The organism is Natronococcus sp. A-GB7 (assembly GCF_029688865.1).
Lineage (GTDB): Archaea > Halobacteriota > Halobacteria > Halobacteriales > Natrialbaceae > Natronococcus.
Genome location: NZ_JARUKV010000011.1, coordinates 34,233 through 51,341, shown reverse-complemented (window position 1 = coordinate 51,341; position 17,109 = coordinate 34,233). Strand labels below are relative to the sequence as shown.

General features: G+C 67.7%; 15 protein-coding genes, 1 tRNA gene and 1 pseudogene. 6 read left to right on the top strand and 11 right to left on the bottom strand.

Features of this window, described 5'->3' with window-relative positions:
- Positions 1–16 precede the first annotated feature (16 nt).
- Positions 17–516 (top strand): annotated as a pseudogene (locus tag QA609_RS11615) (small multi-drug export protein).
- Between the two features lie 84 nt (positions 517–600).
- On the opposite strand, the gene QA609_RS11610 reads toward QA609_RS11615, so the two are convergent.
- Positions 601–1,572 (bottom strand): succinylglutamate desuccinylase/aspartoacylase family protein, encoded by a 972-nt coding sequence (locus QA609_RS11610; protein WP_278302772.1) that lies wholly within the window; start codon positions 1,570–1,572, stop codon positions 601–603.
- Between the two features lie 108 nt (positions 1,573–1,680).
- Here QA609_RS11610 and QA609_RS11605 point away from each other — a divergent pair, with 108 nt between their 5' ends.
- From QA609_RS11605 to QA609_RS11590, 4 genes are all read left to right on the top strand, one after another.
- Positions 1,681–2,199 (top strand): peptidylprolyl isomerase, encoded by a 519-nt coding sequence (locus QA609_RS11605; protein WP_278302770.1) that lies wholly within the window; start codon positions 1,681–1,683, stop codon positions 2,197–2,199.
- A gap of 177 nt (positions 2,200–2,376) precedes the next feature.
- Entirely contained in the window at positions 2,377–4,440 is a 2,064-nt protein-coding gene (locus QA609_RS11600) for a bifunctional UDP-sugar hydrolase/5'-nucleotidase (RefSeq protein WP_278302768.1), read from the top strand.
- A gap of 82 nt (positions 4,441–4,522) precedes the next feature.
- Positions 4,523–5,479, top strand: a complete 957-nt coding sequence (locus tag QA609_RS11595) for an oxidoreductase (RefSeq protein ID WP_278302767.1) — start codon at positions 4,523–4,525, stop codon at positions 5,477–5,479.
- 58 nt (positions 5,480–5,537) lie between these two features.
- Positions 5,538–5,876, top strand: coding sequence for a ferredoxin (locus QA609_RS11590; protein WP_278302766.1), 339 nt, complete (start codon positions 5,538–5,540; stop codon positions 5,874–5,876).
- A 36-nt stretch (positions 5,877–5,912) separates the two neighbouring features.
- On the opposite strand, the gene QA609_RS11585 is transcribed toward QA609_RS11590, so the two are convergent.
- Complete coding sequence (locus QA609_RS11585) at positions 5,913–6,446, bottom strand: OsmC family protein (RefSeq protein WP_278302765.1); 534 nt, start codon at positions 6,444–6,446, stop codon at positions 5,913–5,915.
- A 126-nt stretch (positions 6,447–6,572) separates the two neighbouring features.
- Between QA609_RS11585 and QA609_RS11580 the strand changes: the two genes are divergently transcribed.
- Positions 6,573–6,656, top strand: a tRNA-Leu gene (locus QA609_RS11580).
- A gap of 329 nt (positions 6,657–6,985) precedes the next feature.
- Here the strand turns inward: QA609_RS11580 and QA609_RS11575 are convergent.
- The 9 genes from QA609_RS11575 to QA609_RS11535 all read right to left on the bottom strand — a co-directional run bounded on the left by QA609_RS11575 (position 6,986) and on the right by QA609_RS11535 (position 17,060).
- Positions 6,986–10,063, bottom strand: a complete 3,078-nt coding sequence (locus QA609_RS11575; protein ID WP_278302764.1) for a PAS domain S-box protein — start codon at positions 10,061–10,063, stop codon at positions 6,986–6,988.
- Between the two features lie 61 nt (positions 10,064–10,124).
- Positions 10,125–10,292 carry a hypothetical protein gene (locus tag QA609_RS11570; protein ID WP_278302763.1) on the bottom strand — a complete coding sequence of 56 codons (168 nt, stop codon included), beginning with the start codon at positions 10,290–10,292 and terminating at the stop codon, positions 10,125–10,127.
- 13 nt (positions 10,293–10,305) lie between these two features.
- Entirely contained in the window at positions 10,306–10,986 is a 681-nt protein-coding gene (locus QA609_RS11565) for an RNA 2'-phosphotransferase (protein ID WP_278302762.1), read from the bottom strand.
- A 53-nt stretch (positions 10,987–11,039) separates the two neighbouring features.
- Positions 11,040–11,861: a carboxylating nicotinate-nucleotide diphosphorylase gene (gene nadC, locus QA609_RS11560; protein ID WP_278302761.1), complete on the bottom strand. Its 822-nt coding sequence runs from the start codon at positions 11,859–11,861 to the stop codon at positions 11,040–11,042.
- On the bottom strand, positions 11,858–13,384 hold the full coding sequence (locus QA609_RS11555; RefSeq protein WP_278302760.1) for an FAD-dependent oxidoreductase: 1,527 nt from the start codon (positions 13,382–13,384) through the stop codon (positions 11,858–11,860). Before QA609_RS11555 ends, nadC begins: the two co-directional genes overlap by 4 nt.
- A gap of 6 nt (positions 13,385–13,390) precedes the next feature.
- Entirely contained in the window at positions 13,391–14,524 is a 1,134-nt protein-coding gene (gene nadA, locus QA609_RS11550; RefSeq protein WP_278302758.1) for a quinolinate synthase NadA, read from the bottom strand.
- 200 nt (positions 14,525–14,724) lie between these two features.
- A complete protein-coding gene (locus tag QA609_RS11545) occupies positions 14,725–15,204 on the bottom strand; it encodes a DUF2267 domain-containing protein (RefSeq protein ID WP_278302887.1) in 480 nt (159 codons plus the stop codon).
- Between the two features lie 46 nt (positions 15,205–15,250).
- On the bottom strand, positions 15,251–16,225 hold the full coding sequence (locus QA609_RS11540; RefSeq protein WP_278302757.1) for an LLM class flavin-dependent oxidoreductase: 975 nt from the start codon (positions 16,223–16,225) through the stop codon (positions 15,251–15,253).
- Between the two features lie 73 nt (positions 16,226–16,298).
- Positions 16,299–17,060: a GIDE domain-containing protein gene (locus tag QA609_RS11535; RefSeq protein WP_278302756.1), complete on the bottom strand. Its 762-nt coding sequence runs from the start codon at positions 17,058–17,060 to the stop codon at positions 16,299–16,301.
- Between the last annotated feature and the right edge of the window lie 49 nt (positions 17,061–17,109).

Below are 17,109 nucleotides of genomic sequence, written 5' to 3'. Positions count from 1 at the left end.
ACACCGAGTCACCTATATGCCGATCTCGATCGCACTCGTCGACGTCGGGACCGCACTCGAGGAGACGAGCGGGCTCCTCCGGTACGCGCTCGTCTTTCTGCTCGCGATGGTGCCGGCCGTCGAACCGTTCGCCGTGATTCCGATCGCCATCGGGTTCGGGCTCGACCCCGTCGCGACGGGCGCTGCCGCGTTCGCCGGTAGCGTCACCGTGTCTACCTGCCCGTCGCCTTCCAGGACCGCCTCATCGCCCTCTAGCGGCGACGTTCCGGCGATGACGGGTCGTCCTCGAGCGGCCGAGCCGGACGCGCGCGACGCGCCTGGGAGCGATACGGACTCGTCGGATTCGCGTTCGTCGGACCGATACTGGCCGGAATCCACCTCGCGGCGCTGATCGCAGTCACGGTCGACGGCCGTCCGCGCCGCGTCGCCGTCTGGCTGACGATCGGACTCGGTGCCTGGACGGTCGCGCTCGTCGTCGGCTCGGTGGCCGGCCTCTCCGCCCTCGGACTGTCGTAGCCGCTCCTGTGGCCTGCCGTCGCTCACAGCACCGGTCGCTTCCTGGCCCGCGGCTGCACTGGAAACGGCATACGGCGGCCCGGCTCACTCCTCGCGGATCAGCGCGACACTGGCGAGTTTCGCTCCTGCCGCGACGGTCGCCTCCTGTGTGAGCGTGTACAACAGCCCCTCGCGACCGACGACGGCCTCCTCGAGCGCCTCGTAGGTTGCCGGATCGTACACCGTGCCGAGCACGTCTCCCTCCGAGACGGGCTGGCCGATCTCGAGGGCCGGGTCCGGTCGGAACAGCCCCGAGTGGTCGGTAACGACCTGCCCGAGGTGGTTCCTGGCGAGGGTCTGCTCGCGTGCGGGAACCTCGCCGGGAAGCAGTCCGAGCTGGCGACAGACGTCGAGCAGCCCGTCGACGCCGATCTCGACGGCGTCCTCGAGGATCTGCTTGTTGTGGGCCAGTTCGGGCGTGATCGAGGGGATCCCCTCGTTGGCGGCCGCGACCCGTAGTTTGCCAGCGAACCCGCGGCGGTGCCACTCCTCGCTCGCCTCGTCGTCGGCCTCCTCCGAGAGCAGGAGGTCGGTGCCGAACGCCTCGGCCAGCGCGCGGGACTCCTCGTCGCCCTCGAGGAAGACGACGTGGGGGAGCATGTCCGGACTCCCGGTGTGGAGGTCGACGACGGCGTCGGCGTCGCCGACGTACTCCCAGAGCCGGGCGGCCATGCGTTCGTGGAGGCTCCCCTCGGCGTTGCCGGGCCACACCCGATTCATGTTCGGGTTGACGCTGTCGATGATCTCCGGGGTCGTGTAGGAGACGCGATCGAACGTCAGTGGGTTCGCGACCGGGACGGCGACGATCCGTCCCGACAGCGACTCGAGCGGAAGTCGGTCGTGGAACCGACGCAGCACTTCGGTGCCGTTGATCTCGCGGCCGTGCTGGGCGGCCTGGACGTACAGCGTCGGTCCGTCGTCGGCGCCGTCGTAGCTGTGTACCGTCGTCGTGATCTCGACGCCCGACGGCAGTCGTGCGAGCGTTATCTTTTCGGCCGTGTGGGTACCGGCGGTCATGATCGTCCGTTCTTCGTCGGGTAGTATGTACTTGTGGCAGGCGATTACACCGTCGGGTTCGGTTCCGAGACCACTACCGTTTTCACCCGTCCGACCGTCGGCCGACGTATGGGCAACGTTACTGCAACCCTGCACACGAGCGAGGGCGACATCGACGTCGAACTCTACGACGAGCGCGCGCCGCGAACCGTCGACAACTTCGTCGGACTCGCGACGGGCGGCCAGGAGTGGACCGACCCCGAGACGGGCGAGGAGGTCGAGGGCGAGCCGCTGTACGACGACGTGGTCTTCCACCGGATCATCGAGGACTTCATGATTCAGGGCGGCGACCCGACCGGAACCGGTCGTGGCGGCCCCGGCTACCAGTTCGACGACGAGTTCCACGAGGAGCTGCGCCACGACGACGCCGGCATCCTCTCGATGGCTAACTCCGGACCCGACACCAACGGCTCGCAGTTCTTCATCACGCTGGACGCCCAGCCCCACCTCGACGACCGTCACGCCGTCTTCGGCAAGGTCACCGACGGGATGGACGTCGTCGAAGAGATCGGCGACGTCGAGACCGACGCCAACGACCGACCGCGCGAGGACGTCGTCCTCGAGTCGGTCTCCGTCGACTACGAGTAGCGACTCGCGTTCTTCGGTCGTCGCTCCGCGTTTCGTCGCTTCTTCCGTCTCGAGCGTCGCCTTCCGCTCGGTTTAGTGCGGTACTCGAGCGAGTTGCTTCACCCGTCGTGTCAGATTAGATTAGGAACAGGCCGTGTATGAGAACTACTTTCACGGATGATTTTCAATCATCGACCGATGTCTTCCGACAAGTCGGACTGCGGGCGGCGCACGGCCGTCCGATCGAAGCGGGGCGAACCGGCGAGCGAACGGAGCCAGGTGTACGCCGTCGAGGACGACGGCGAACTCCGGCCCAAGGAGCCCTCGGAGGTAGCGGAGGAGTGTGGCTGCGGGCGAACCCACACGCGACGAACGTTTATGGGGGCGACCGCGGCCGCCACCGGTGCGCTGACGCTCGGCTCGCAGGTCTCGGGCGTCGCGGCCGAGGAGCCCGAGGGCGACACCGTCACGATCGTCCACGATCTGCACACCCACAGCGAGATCGGCGAGCCCGGCGAGCCGAACATCGCACGGTACTGGAACGTGGTCCAGGACCAGCTCGCGGATCGGGACGACGCCGTCTTCCTCGCGAACGGGGACGAACTCGGCTCCTCGACGATCTCGTTTTTCACCGAGGGCGAGCACAAGATCGACTTCATGAACGATATGGACCTTACCGCCGCCGGGGTCGGCAACCACGACTTCGACTACGGCGTCGAAACCGCCGAGCAACGGTTCGCTGACAGCGAGTTCCCGTGGCTGAACTCGGCGCTGTACACGCCCGACGGCGAGCTGTTCCCCGAAACCGAGGAGTACACGACCCTCGAGATCGGCGATCTCACGGTCGGCCTCTTCAACGTCGTCCTGCGGGGCTTTCACGGGATCACGGATTATCCGGACGACTACGAGCAGCGCGACCCCGTCGAGACGGCCCAGGAGATGACGCAGTTGCTCCGGGAGGAGGAGGACGCCGACGTCGTCGTCTGTTCCTCGCACACCCCCCACGAGACCCACTTCGAGCTCGCCGAGGAGGTCGACGGGCTCGACGCCATCTTCGGCTCGCACTCCCACTACACGATGGACACCGCGGAGGAACACGCGGGAACCGTCATCAGCGAGGTCGGCTACGCCTACTTCCATCTGGGCGTGATGACGCTAGACTCGGAAGGGAACCTCGTGAGCTGGGAGCGCCTCGACTTGGACGAGGACACCGAGCCGGACCCGGAGTTCAAGGAGCGCATCGAGGCCCAGTACGACGAGCTCGACGAGGAGCTCTCGGAGGTGATCGGCGAGACGGCCGTCGAACTCGACACCTCCGGTTCGATCACCTACGGCCGCGAGGCCCTGATCGGCAACCTCATCACGGACACGATGCTCGACCTGCACCCCGACGCGCAGGTCGCCTTCCAGAACGGCGGCGGGATCCGAACCAACACGACGTACGGCCCGGGCGAGCTCACCGCGGGCGACGTGCTGGGGATCCTCCCGTTCGGCAACGAGGCCGTCGTCTTCGAGGCGACCGGCGAGGAGATCCTGCAGGTACTCGAGAACCGTATCGACACGCTCCCGGACAATGCCTTCGGCGCCCAGCAGGGCCAGCAGGTCGGCGGCCTCCAGTACGAGTGGACCGGCCACGAGGTGCCCGAGGTCGGCGACGTCTACGTCGAGGGCGAACCCCTCGAGCCCGACGAGACGTACGTCGTCTCGACGACCGACTACCTCAAGAACACCGCTGAGGACTACGCACCCTTCAGCGACGCGGAGCTGCTCTGGGAAGGCGGAATCGTTCTCGGGCCCGCCGTAATGGAGTACGTCGAGGAGCACAGCCCCGTCGAACCCGAACTCGAGAACCGCATCCTGCGGGTCGACGAGGACGTCGGAAGCCACCGGGGCGTCCGTCGGGAGGACGGTCGAACGCTGCTCTGTTTCGACGCCCCCGAGGGGGCAGCCGAGATCGGCGACGTGGAAACGTTCTTCGGCGTAACGGCCGACGCCGACGAGTCGGTTCCGGACCCCGTCTCCGTCGAGGCCGAGGACGGTCTTCTCTGGGTCGGGTACGAGACTGACGACCTCCAGCAGTTCCTCGCTACCACCGACGCCGAGGAGCTGCGGGTCTTCGGCGAGTTCGACCCCGACGAGGAGTACTACGGCTACACCGATACCGACGGCGAACTCCTCGAGTTACCCGTCGCCGCCGCCTACGATCGGTTCAAGCTGAAGGCGACGATCGACGCGACGTCACCGTCGCTCGGGTCGGACTGAGGTCGACGGCGCCGGATCGATCCCCGGCTCGCCCAAACGATGCAACGGCTACGCTTAGGGGTACGGCTCCCCTGGCTGCCGTATGAACTGGACGGCTGCAGACGTCCCCGACCAGAGCGACCGGACGATCGTCGTCACGGGCGCTAACAGCGGGATCGGCCTCGAGGCAACCCGCGAACTCGCTCGCAACGGCGCTCAAGTGATCATGGCCTGTCGAAGCACCGACCGGGGCGAGCAGGCGGCGCGCGACGTCCGCCGGGACGCGCCCGACGCCGACCTCCGCGTCGAGGACTGTGACCTGGCCGATCTCGAGTCGGTTCGGGCCTTCGCCGATCGGCTCGAGGACGACGAGATCGACGTCCTGATCAACAACGCCGGCGTCATGGCGATCCCCCGTTCGGAGACCGCGGACGGGTTCGAGACCCAGTTCGGCGTCAACCACCTCGGCCACTTCGCGCTGACCGGCTTGCTCCTCGGGAACCTGGCGACCGACGGCGAGGAGCCCGCGCGGGTGGTCACGGTCTCGAGCGCCGTCCACGAGCGAGGCGAGATCCGATTCGAGGATCTCCACGGCGAGCGCTCCTACGACGAGTGGGAGGCCTACGCTCAGTCGAAGCTGGCGAACGTGCTGTTCGCGTACGAACTCGAGCGACGCTTCCTCACTGCCGGCCTGAACGCCGACAGTATGGCGGTCCATCCGGGCTACGCGAACACGAACCTGCAGTACCGAGGCCCCGAGCAGCGGGGCAGTCGGCTCCGGATGGCGGCGATGAAACTCACGAACGAGATAATCGCCCAGCCGTCCGCGACGGGCGCGCTACCGACGCTGTACGCCGCGACCGCGCCCGAAGCCGAGGGCGGTGCCTACTACGGACCCAGTGGGCTCGCGAGCATACGCGGAACGCCCGAACGCCAGGCTTCCTCGGAGCGATCCTACGACGAGGAGACGGCCCGCTGGCTGTGGGCGGTCTCGAGGGATCTGACCGGCGTGACGTACGACCTCCCGAAGCCGAAAGCCGGCGTGCCGGCGCGGAGCTGACCGGTCGTCCCTCGAGCCGACCGTAACGCGAAAGGCGGTTCGGCCGAACCCCTACGCAATGAGCAACGAGGAGATCACACGCGCGAGCGACGTCGGCTCCGCGGACGCGCCGCCGGTCTCGGAGAAGCCGTACAAGATCGTCTTCGAGGCCAACAAGTGCTTCGGCGCGGGCAAGTGCGCCGAGGTCAGCGACAACTGGGAGCTGTCCATCGAGTCGGGGATCGCTCAGCCGAAGACCTACTTCTTCGACGAGGAGGACCTCGAGCACAACGTCCGAGCCGCGGAGGTCTGCCCTGCGAAGAAGGGCGACGGCTGCATCCACGTGATCGACCGCCGCACGGACGAGGAGATCGCGCCGGACCCCCACGGCGACGGCACGTTGAGCGTCGACTGGTAGCGTCGGCGCGGCCGACGCACCCGGCGTTCCGCTCGATCAGTTCGTCTCGTCGCCGTTCGTCCCGTTCCGGAACGTCCACTCGGTCTCGAGGGCCGACGGTTCCGCGAGGGTCTGGTAGACGACGCAGTACCGCTCGGTGTACTTCTGCAGCGCGGCCTTCGTATCGGCGTCGACGTCGCCGTCGACGGTCACCTCGAGACGGATATCCTGGAAGCCAACGGGCGCGTCCTCGTCGACGCCCATCGTCCCGCGGAGATCGAGGTCGCCGCTGGCCTCGACGCCGATATCGACCTCGAGGCCGAAGTTCTCCGCGACGGCCTGGGCGGTGAGCTGCGAGCACGCCGCCAGCGCGCCCAGCAACAGGTCGCCCGAGCAGGCCCCGGTTCCGGGACCGCCGGCGCCCTCGTGGAGTTCGGCCTCGTAGATCGCCCGGCCGATGTCTACGTTACAGCTCCGGCCGTCGTCCTGCTCCTCGCCGGTCGCGGTCAGTGTAATCTGGGCCGCTTCGGGGTTTTCCTCGTACTCGGCCTTCAGCGGTTCCTGCTCCTCTTGCAAGTTACTCTCACTCATACGTCCTCGATATTCGGTCGCTCCTCAAATAACTACGCTCCGGACGTCGGTCGACCGACGCGGAGGTCCGGGCGAACACCGAAACACACATTCCAGCACAGCGACTACCCTCGAGCGCGCTTCTGTGCGAGGGTAGCCAAGCAGGCCAACGGCGGTGGGCTTAAGACCCGCTCCCGTAGGGGTCCGAGGGTTCAAATCCCTTCCCTCGCATGCTACCGCGAACATCCGTGAGCGGTAGCTGCGAGACGAGGGGATTTGAATCAGACCGAGGTTCTGCGAGCGGAGCGAGCAGGCTCTCGGGCGTGGTTCAAATCCCTTCCCTCGCACACCGATTCCAACGACGCTCGAGCGGCAGCGATCGAACTGAAGGATTCGAATCCTCCTCCCTCGCAGTTCAGAAGAGCCGACGAACCCCACCTCGAGCGAACCGGCTACTCCGTCGTCGCCGAGCGAGACACGCGAGACGCCGGAGTGGCGCTTCCCGTGACTCGACTCGAGAACGTCCGTCGATGCGATTCCCCTTGGGGATCGACCGACCGCTACGACCCGTCGACCGCCGGTAGCGTAACGAAGACCGTCGTCCCCTCACCGGGATCGGAGTCGATCCAGATCTCGCCGTCGTGGCGCTCGACGATCCGCTGACAGAGCGCCAGCCCGATCCCCATTCCTCCGTGCTCGCCGCGGCCGTGGAGGCGCTGGAAGACCTCGAACACGCGCTCCTGATCGTTGGGATCGATCCCGATCCCCTCGTCGCGGACCGCGATCTTCCACGTCCCGTCCAGCCGTTCGGCGTCGACGTGGATCGTCGGCGGTTCGTCGCCGCTGTACTCGATCGCGTTCTCGAGCAGGTTCTGGAACACCTGCCGGAGTTGATCGGCGTCGCCGTTCACCCGGGGTAGGGGTTCGACCGTCACGTCGGCACCGCTCTCCTCGAGCCGGAGCTGAACGTCGTCGAGAACGTCGTCGAGGAGCCGCTCGAGATCGGTCGGTTCGAAGGAGCTCCCGCCCGTTTCGACGCGAGAGTACGCGAGCAGGCGGTCGATCATGCTTCGCATCCGCTCCGCGCCGTCGATAGCGAACTGCAGGAACTCCTCGCCGTCGTCGTCGAACAGGTCGCCGTAGCGGCTCTCGATCAGCTGTAGATAGCTCGAGACCATCCGCAGGGGCTCTTGCAGGTCGTGGGAGGCCGCGTAGGCGAACTGCTCGAGCCGTTCGTTCGAGGTCTCGAGCTGTTCGATCGTCTCCTCGAGTCGTCGCTGGTACTCGCGGCGTTCGGTGATATCCGTGACCGTAACGACCGCACGACGCACGTCGCCGCGTTCGTCTCTGACCGGCATCCCGTGTTCCATAACGATCCGCCGTTCGCCGTCGAACGTCCGAATCTCGTAAATGTTCGGTTCGGTCACCTCCTCCCCGCGAAGCACCTGGGACATCGTCCGCTCCTCGAGTTCGACCGGCTCACCGGAGTCGGCCCAGACGGCGGTGTACTTCTCGTACTCGGCGACGGAGTCGGCATCGAAGACGTCGCCGCCCCAGGTCTCCTTGGCCGTGGCGTTCGCTCTGATCAGCGACCCCTCCTTGTCCGCGACCACGGCACCGACGGGCAACACTCGGAACAGCGTCTCGAGCTGCCTGCGTTGCTTCCGGGCCTCGAGTTCGGCCCGTTTGCGTTCCGTGATGTCGGTGAGTGCACCGGGGAACGCCTCGGCGTTGCCTGCCTCGTCGCACTCGACGTGGCCGCGGGCGAAGACCCAGCGGATCTCGCCGTCGGCGTTTCGGACCCGGTACTCCGCTTCGTACTCGCCCCCGGTCTCGAGGGCATCATCGATCCGCGCGGCGACGCGCTCGCGGTCGTCCTCGTGGATCGACGACAGCACCCGCTCGAGGGGGACCCCCTCTCGTGCCTGCTCCGGGTCGAGCCCGAACGTTTGCGCGAAGGTGGCGCCGGTAACGAACGCGTCCTCGGCGACGTTCCACTCCCAGGTTCCGACCGCACCGGCCTCGGTCGCGGCCTCGAGCTGTTCCTTGGCGTCCTCCAGGTACTGCTCGCGTTCCTTGCGGTCGGTGATATCCCGGAAGTAGACCGAGATCCCGGTTTCCGAGGGATAGAGGTTCGCCTCGACCCAGAACCCGAGCGTGTCGTAGTAGAGCTCGTAACTGGTCGCCTCCTGGGTCTCCCGCGCCGTGTGGAACGCGTCCCAGACCTCGTCGATCTCGGCGGCGGACGGAAAGACGTCCCAGAGGCGTTCGCCGAGCAGTTCGTCCTCGGGATGTTGGAGGAGTTCCTCGGCGCGATCGTTGACGTGGGTAAACCGGAACTCCTCGTCGACCGCGTAGAACGCGTCGGAGATCCGTCCGAAGAGCTCCTCGAGTTCGCTCTCGAGTCGTTGCTCGCGCTGGCGTCGCTCGGTCACGTCTCGGGTCACTTTCAGGTAGCCCCGGTGGGTGCCGTCGGCGTCCCGGACCGCCGTGATGGTGACGTTCGCCCAGAACCGTGATCCGTCCGCGCGGACGCGCCACCCCTCGTCCTCGACCGAGCCGTGCTCGGTCGCTCGCTCGAGGTTCCGCTCCGGAACGCCCGCGGCGCGGTCCTCGGGCGTGTAGAAGGCCGAGAACTCCTCGCCGAGGATCTCCTCGCGGTCGTACCCTTTGATTCGCTCGGCGCCCGTGTTCCAGCTGGTGACACGACCCGACGGATCCAGTCGGAAGATGGCGTACTCCTCGATCGCGTCGACCAGGGACCGAAACTCCTCCCTGCTCTCCCGGAGGGCACTCTCCGAGCGTTTCCGGTCGGTGATATCGTAGTAGAACTCGATCCGCCCGCCGGCGTAGCGGCCCGACTCGATCGGCTTGCTGTAGTGCTCGAGCCACCGACCGTCGCGACCGTCACCCGCCGTGACGCGACACTCGAAGCGCTCGATGTAGCTGTTGTCGTCGTAGGTGGCCAGTACGGTTTCGGCGAACCGCTCCGGATCCTCGAGTTCGTGTTTTACCGTTTCCTCCACCAGCGCTCGTTTGTCGCGGCCGACGATCGCGTCCCGCTCAAGTCCGAAGTACTGTTCGACGGTCTCGTCGGCCCATGCGACCTCGAACGCGTCGTCGAGGACGAACACCCCGATGTCGGCCTCGTCGAGGACGTCGGTGACGGATCCCGACGGCGCGTCCGGGGACTCGAACGTGTCCAGCCGTCGGTTCGGCTCGGTGCGGTCCCGCACCACGCCGATCGTGGCCCGAAGCTCGCCGTCGTCCGCGAGCGGATTGACCCGGAGTCCGCACGGGACGACCTCGTCGGTGGCGGTTCGAACACCCAGTTCGAACGTTTCGTTCCCCTCGCTCGTTCCCTCGAGACGGGCCGACACCCCCTCCTCGATGGCTGAAACGTCGTCGTCGTCCAGAATTAGCGAGACGTGTTCCCCCAGGAGATCGGTCCGTTCGTAGCCCGTTATCTCGACGAGACCGTCGTTGACGGCGACGAAGGTCCCGTCCGCATCGAGTTGATAGACGCCGTCGTCGATCGCACCGACGAGCGTCCGATACCGCTCGAGTGCCGCGTCGTCGTCGGCGGCGCTCCCCCAGAGCCGTCCGTCCCCCTTCTCGGGACTCGCTCCCGTCCTCATGTCCGCGCAATGGCTATCGAAACGGATAAACTCCCTGTCGATTCACGGTAACAGTCCGCAATCAGTAAACCGTCGAGCGGGCGAGCCGCGAATCGAGGATCGACTCCCCGTTGTACCGCTTCGGTCCCGACTGGTTCACGCCGCCGAGGGGGACGTGACGTTCGTCGCTGATCGGCTCACGGGCGGCCCCGATCCGCGACGGAAAACGAGCGCCGACCCGTATCTGCACCGTCGCGCCCGCTCTAGCGACGGGAATCGTCGCTCGAGGCGGATTCCTCGAGATATCTCGTGGGAACTCGATCCGCCGTATACGTCTCGCGGCCGCGTTTCGTGATCCGGTGGCCGTCGGCGACCATCCCCGCGGCGTCGACGACGAGGACGACGGGATCGCTCGCGTGGCGGTTCCCGACGCGGCGGGCGGCCTCGGAGCTCTCCGAGAGTTGGACGTACTGGCGAGACATCGGTTGTAGCCCCGACTCGCGGATCGACGCGAGGTTCTCCGGGGCGGTGCCGTGGTAGAGCTCGTCGGGTACCGGGGCGTCGGTCGGCTCGAGGTCGACGTCGACGGAGTGACCGTAGGCCGCGCGGACCCGGTCGCCGCTCCCGTCGTCGACCCCGCCGGTTCGCTCGAACCGCCCCTTTGGATCGGTCGCGATCACGGCCGTGATATGGTCGGGTTCTGCCCAGTCGTACTTCCGCTCGACGGCGTCGACAAGTCCCTCGAGGGTCGTCCACCCTCGCTCGTCGAGGTCGAGGCCGACGTCATCGGCGAAGTGTCGTAGGGCACCGCTCGCGAACTTCGAGAGGCGACGCCGTCGCTCCCCCGAAAGTAGCTCCGTCCCTCGGGCGCCACAGCGCGGACAGGTCCCATCGTCGGTCGCGAACGGACCGTGCTCCGCACAGGTTCGAACTGGCTCCGCCACGAGAGAGCGATGGACGCTCGAGGACAAAAAGGTCGTGCGCGGAGCTGCGCGCCCTACGCGTCCTGATCGCCGGTTCGGAAGGACAGATCCAGCGCGGGCGCCGAGTGGGTCAGCGATCCCATCGAGATCACGTCGACGCCCGTCGCGGCGTACTCGGGGACGTCCTCGAGCCCGATCCCGCCGCTCGCCTCCGTCAGTGTGTCAGTCTCGGCGAGCAGCTCGACCCCCGTTCGGGTCTCTGCCGGAGACATGTTGTCGAGCAGGACGACGTCCGCACCGGCCTCCACGGCCCGTGGGGAGTCCCCCGGCGACTCGACCTCGACCTCGATCTGCGTCGCAAACGACGCCCGCTCCCGGAACCGCGAGACAGCGTCCTCGAGACCCAGCTCGGCGACGTGGTTGTCCTTGACCATCACCATATGGGAGCAGTCGAGGCGGTGGGTGTCGCCCCCGCCGGCGACGACGGCCCGTTTCTCGAGGCCCCGTAGCCCGGGCGTCGTCTTCCGGGTCGCGGCGATCCGGACGTCGTCGGCCTCCGTTCGCGCCTCGTCGACCGCCCTGCGGGTCCGTGTCGCGATGCCTGAGGCGTGCCCGACCAGATTCACCGCAAGGCGCTCGCCCCGAAGGACCTCGCGCGTGGCCCCCGCGACGCGGAGGACCTCGTCGCCGGACTCGATTCTGGCTCCGTCCTCGAGTGACTCGCGAACGTCGACACCGAGATACTCGAAGACGGCGCGGGCGGCCTCGAGCCCCGCGACGGTTCCCTGCTCTTTCGCGACGAGTCGGCCCGTCGTCTCGCCGGGAACCTGGTTCGTGACGTCGTGGTGACCGACGTCCTCGCGGAGCCAGCGCTCGACCTGCGCGTCGGTGATCATCGGGGTGCCTCCGGCTCGGCGGTCGGCGAGTCCTCGCGGACGAGGTGGTGACAGCCTCGCGATTCCGTGTTCTCGCCCGCGGCCCGCGCGATCAGCAGGGCGGTGACGCAGGCGTTCCGGAGCTCGTAGAGCTCGCGGGAGGTCCTGGTGCGGGTGTAGGCGTCGACCTCGCCCTTGAGCCGCCGGAGGACGGCGCTCGCGCGGGCGATCCCGTCGGGGTCGCGCTCGAGCCCCAGGGAGTCGTCCATCGTCCGCTGCAGTCGGGTAAACTTCTCGGCAGAGAAGCGCTCGGGAAGGGCGGGATCGCCGTCGCGGAGTTCGGGCGCGTCGACGATCCGGAGTTTCGCTTCGCGGTCGACCGCAGCCTCGCCCGCCCGCAATCCCCAGACTAATCCCTCGAGCAGGCTCGTACTCGCCAGGCGGTTCGCGCCGTGGACGCCCGTTCGGGTACACTCGCCGACGGCGTACAGTCCCTCGAGGCTCGCTCGCCCGCGATCGTCGACGTCGATCCCGCCACAGAGGAAGTGCTCACAGGGAGCGACCGGGATCTCCTCGCCCTCGAGCCCGCGGTCGCGGCAGTTCTCGGCGATGCCGGGGAACTCGTCCTCGAACTCGCCCTCGATCGTCCGTACGTCCAGGACGACCTCGCCGGTCTCCTCGCGTTCGGTTTCGACCGCACGGGCGACGACGTCCCGGGGTGCGAGTTCGGCGTCGGGGTGGTAGTCGTCCATGAAGCGGTCTCCGTCCGCGTTCCGAAGGACGGCGCCCTCACCGCGAAGCGCCTCCGAGAGGAGGAACGGGTCGTCGCCGGCGTACGCGGTCGGATGGAACTGCACGTACTCCAGGTCCGCGACGTCGGCACCCGCGAGCGCGGCCATCGCGATCCCGTCGCCGGTGGCGCCGTCCGGGTTCGTCGAGCGCGGGTAGAGCGCGCCGATCCCGCCGGTCGCCAGCACCGTCGCCCCGGCGTAGACGGGGTGGCCGGTCGGATCCTCGTCGGTGAGGACGCCATGGACGCCGCCCTCGTGGGTAATCAGCTCGAGCGCGGCGGTGTCCTGCCGGACCTCGATGCGCTCGTGGTCGTCGACGTAGTTCAGGAACGGGCGCAGGATGTGCGTCCCCGTCGCGGCGTCGACGTGAAGGATGCGTCGCTCGGAGTGGGCCGCCTCGCGGGCGTAGTCGAACGCGCCGTCCTCGCGCTCGTCGAAGCCGATCCCGAGGGTCTCGAGGAGCACGTCCTCGACGGCCGCGTCGGCCTCGCGGACGAGGACGTCGACGGCGTCGGGATCGGCGGTCCCGTCGCTGGCCGCGAGGACGTCGCGTTTCAGCGCCTCGGGGTCGCCGCGAGCGGTCGTGATGCCGCCCTGGGCCCAGTCGGTGCTCGCGTCGGCGGGTCGCTCGGCCTTCGTTACCAGCAGTACCTCCGCGTCCTCGCGTGCGGCCTGCAGGGCGGCCGCACAGCCCGCGATGCCGCTGCCGACGACGAGGACGTCCGCGGTGTCGTGGGGTGGTGTCTCGGGCATCGTGGATCAGAGCTCCAGCATGCGCTCGAGGGCCAGTTCGGCGAGTTCCTTCTCCTCGGGGGCGACCTCGATCACGTTGCGCTCCCGGCCCGCGACGAGCTCCTCGAGGACCCACGCGAGGTAGTTAGGGTCGATCTGGCGCATGGCGTTGCAGTCCATGCAGGCGTCGCCACACAGCGGGACGACGTCGACCTCGGGGTGCCAGCGCTGCAGGTGCTCGGCGAGGTGGATCTCCGTGCCGATCGCCCACGTCTCGCCGGGCGCGGCGGTCGCGACCGTCTCGCGGATCGTCGCCGTCGAGCCGACGACGTCGGCGGCCTCGACGACCTCGCGGCGACACTCGGGGTGGACGACCACGTTTGCCTCCGGGTGCTCCTCGCGAACCTGCTCGACGTGAGCCTCGCTGAACCGCTCGTGGACCTGGCAGTAGCCGTTCCAGAGAATGAGGTCCCGCTCGGCGACCTCCTGGGCGTCCTTTCCTTCGGGGTCCCACGGATCCCACGTGACGGTCTCGTCGGCCATCCCCAGGCGGTGGGCCGTGTTCTCCCCGAGGTGTTTGTCGGGGAGAAAGAGGACCTTGTCGCCGCGCTCGAGGGCCCACTCGAAGGCCTCGTGGGCGTTCGAGGACGTACAGACCAGCCCACCCTGGCTCGCACAGAACGCCTTCAGGTCCGCATAGGAGTTCATGTACGTGATCGGGACGATTTCGGCGTCGGGCGCGGCCGCCGTGATCTCCGCCCAGGCGTCGTCGACCTGCAGTGCCTCGGCCATCCCGGCCATCGGGCAGGAGGCCTCCATCGACGGGAGGATCACCGTCTGGTCGTCGTCGGTGATGATGTCGGCGCTCTCGGCCATGAACGTCACGCCGCCGAAGATCACGTACTCGGCGTCGGCCGCAGCCGCCTCCCTCGAGAGCCCGTAGGAATCCCCGACGAAGTCGGCGTGCTCGACGATCTCCCGGCGCTGGTAGTTGTGCCCGAGGACGACGACGTCGTCGCCGAGGATCTCGAGCGTGTCCTCGATTCGCTCCGTTCGTTCGTCCTCTTCGAGCTCCCGATACTCCGATGGAAGTTGTTCGAGATGATCGTATTTGAACAGGCTCAGGTCGGTTTCGAACTCCGTTGTTTCCATTCGTGCCATTCGGATCTCCTGTGGCTAGTAGCACACACCAACCACTATTGAATAACTTTTCCATTCGGTAGTGGGCCATGTACAGGTACCACCTGGTAGTCACGAGCTGGTAGGAAAAAACCACTCAGCAAGGCTCGACGACCGGTTTTACGAACTCGACTCCGAGAGCGGCGTATCGGGAGCGTCCAGGTTCGATGGCTCCGTCGCGGCTACTGTGCTTCCCAGGGCTGGGTCTCGGCGTCGACCAGCTCGAACAGCTCCTCGAACTCCTCGTGGAGCTGGCTCTCGACGTTCGCGATCTCGCCACCGGGGACGACCTCACTCAGCAGCGCGAGGACGGCCTTCGTCCGGTAGGTGGCGTCGGCTCGATCGACGCCCGACGGACGAGAGTAGTCGGTCTCGAGTTCGAGGTCCTCGTCGTTGAGCCGCTCGTGGACCCGTTCGACGAATTCGTCGAGGTCGGACGTCTGGCCGTGTTCGACCTGCAGGAGGTAGCGGTCGATCTCCAGGGGGAGCGGGCTCGCGATATCCGTCGCTCCGCCTTCGCCGACACGCTCGCCGAGGGTCTCGAGGACGGCGCGAGTTGTCCTGACAGCCTCGGCCTGGGTCCCAGCATCGATACGGTGCTGTACCTCGCCAATGAAGTCTGCATATTTCCTTGGCGTGCCCGATCGCTCCGTTCGAAACAGGTTTGACGCGGGTCAAAGCCTTCGGTCCGGACGCTGCAATCCGCTTTTATTCCGGTGCGAGCGACTCGATCGTCAGCTCGGCGATCTCGTCCGAGGCGGGATCGGGAACCACCACGATCGGGTGGTCGATCCCGGTGTCGGCGACCAGGGATTCGAGCCGATCGCGGGCGTCCTCGGGCGTTCCCGCCACGCCGAGGTCGTCGACCAGCTCGTCGGTGACGGCGTCCGCAGCCGCTCCCCGCTCCCCCTCCCGCCACGCCTCGGCGATCCGGTCGGCCTCGTCGGGGTACGCCGCGCCGACGGCCCGTCGGTACCCCTCACCGCTGCCGACGTAGTAGGCGACGTGGCCGCGGATCGCGTCCCGGGCCGCCTCGAGGTCCTCGCTGACGGCCGCCGGGACGTACGGCGCGACGGCGATCTCCTCGGGATCCCGGTCCCGCTCCCGGGCCGCCGCCGCGACCTCCTCGAAGGCGTCCTCGAGTCTCGAGAAGGGGATGTTGTGCGGAATCCAGCCGTCGGCGAGCCGGCCGACGACCCGGCGGTTCGCGGGGCCCAGTCCGGCGTGGTAGATCGGCGTTGGGACCTCGAGCGACGGGAAGTCTTTCGCCTCGAGCAACTCGCCGTCGTAGTCGACCCGGCCCTCTCCCGCGGTGAACGCGCGGACGAGCTCGATCGTCTCGTGGGCGCGCCGCACGGGACGGTCGAAGCGTTCGCCGTGGAGGTCCTCGATCGACTTCTTCGTGCTCGTGCCGACTCCGAGGACGAACCGACCGTCCGAGACCCGCTGCAACGAGGCCGCGGTCATCGCGAGGACGGCCGGCGAGCGCGAGTAGACGTTCAGGATCGCCGACCCGATCCCGAGCTCGTCGGTCCGGGTCGCGATCTCGGTCGCTCGGACGACCCCGCTCTCGCCCCACAGCTCGGGCAGCCAGACGTCGTCGTATCCCAGCTCCTCGGCGCGAACGGCGACCCCGGCTTCCGAGAGCTCGTCGGTGCTTGTCGTCAACAGTCCCGTGTCCATGGATGTGCCGACGACAGGCGGGGACAAAAGCGTCGGTGCCGTCGCTCGAGGAATCGACGGCGTCTTCTCGGGCTCAGAACAGCGCCGACGAGGGCAACAGCCAGACCCCGACGCCGATCGCGAGCAGACCGCCGACCAGCCAGGGCAGCTGTCGCGTCGCGAGGAGTCGGGCGGTCCCGTCCTGGCTGGCGTCCGAGACGACGAACGCCGGCGTTCCGTCACCGTCGCTCACGACCGCGCTAACGTCCCGCATCGTCTCGCGGGCGTCGACGTCGTAGCTCGACTGACCGAACACGTACGCCTCGCCGCCGGGCTCGAGCCGGCGCTCGTGGTACCGGCGGTCGTTCCCGGTCGCGAGCTCGACCACCTTCAGGTCGAGCGAGGTGTTCTCGGACTCGAGGTCGGACTCGTGGGCGAGAAACTCCCGGATCGGTTCGGGCTCGGGCTCGCCGCCGTCGACCTCGATCGTCGTGTCGGTCGACAGCGCCAACTCGGCGCCCGCGGGCTCGACCCGGACGCTCGCGGTCGCGTCCTCGAGCCGGAACGCCGTCGCCGCCCGTCCCTCGTCGACGGTCTTCCAGGAGGAGTTCTTCCCGCTCGAGCGGTACTCCTCGACCTCGTACTCGTAGGCGAGGGTGTCCGTCCCCGTGATCGGCGCCTGGAGCGGATCGTCGATCGGACTCGCGGTCCCCTCGAGTTCGACCGGCCCCTCGGCGCGCTCGACCGCGACGACGTCGTCCGTTTCGCCGCGGTAGACGTAGTAAGCCGGCCGCAGTTTCAGGCAGCCGATCGCGAGGGCGACGAGCCCACCGAGGATGAGCAGTGGACCGAACATACGTCCGTATCGTCGCGAGATGACAATAACGATACTGGTGCGAAATCCG

Excerpts from the sequence above, each read along its gene's own strand:
- QA609_RS11610 (WP_278302772.1), bottom strand. The coding sequence starts at position 1,572 with ATGACCGCCGGTACCCACACGGCCGAAAAGATAACGCTCGCACGACTG.
- QA609_RS11605 (WP_278302770.1), top strand. The coding sequence starts at position 1,681 with ATGGGCAACGTTACTGCAACCCTGCACACGAGCGAGGGCGACATCGAC.
- QA609_RS11600 (WP_278302768.1), top strand. The coding sequence starts at position 2,377 with ATGTCTTCCGACAAGTCGGACTGCGGGCGGCGCACGGCCGTCCGATCG.
- QA609_RS11595 (WP_278302767.1), top strand. The coding sequence starts at position 4,523 with ATGAACTGGACGGCTGCAGACGTCCCCGACCAGAGCGACCGGACGATC.
- QA609_RS11590 (WP_278302766.1), top strand. The coding sequence starts at position 5,538 with ATGAGCAACGAGGAGATCACACGCGCGAGCGACGTCGGCTCCGCGGAC.
- QA609_RS11585 (WP_278302765.1), bottom strand. The coding sequence starts at position 6,446 with ATGAGTGAGAGTAACTTGCAAGAGGAGCAGGAACCGCTGAAGGCCGAG.
- QA609_RS11575 (WP_278302764.1), bottom strand. The coding sequence starts at position 10,063 with ATGAGGACGGGAGCGAGTCCCGAGAAGGGGGACGGACGGCTCTGGGGG.
- nadC (WP_278302761.1), bottom strand. The coding sequence starts at position 11,861 with ATGATCACCGACGCGCAGGTCGAGCGCTGGCTCCGCGAGGACGTCGGT.
- QA609_RS11555 (WP_278302760.1), bottom strand. The coding sequence starts at position 13,384 with ATGCCCGAGACACCACCCCACGACACCGCGGACGTCCTCGTCGTCGGC.
- nadA (WP_278302758.1), bottom strand. The coding sequence starts at position 14,524 with ATGGCACGAATGGAAACAACGGAGTTCGAAACCGACCTGAGCCTGTTC.
- QA609_RS11540 (WP_278302757.1), bottom strand. The coding sequence starts at position 16,225 with ATGGACACGGGACTGTTGACGACAAGCACCGACGAGCTCTCGGAAGCC.
- QA609_RS11535 (WP_278302756.1), bottom strand. The coding sequence starts at position 17,060 with ATGTTCGGTCCACTGCTCATCCTCGGTGGGCTCGTCGCCCTCGCGATC.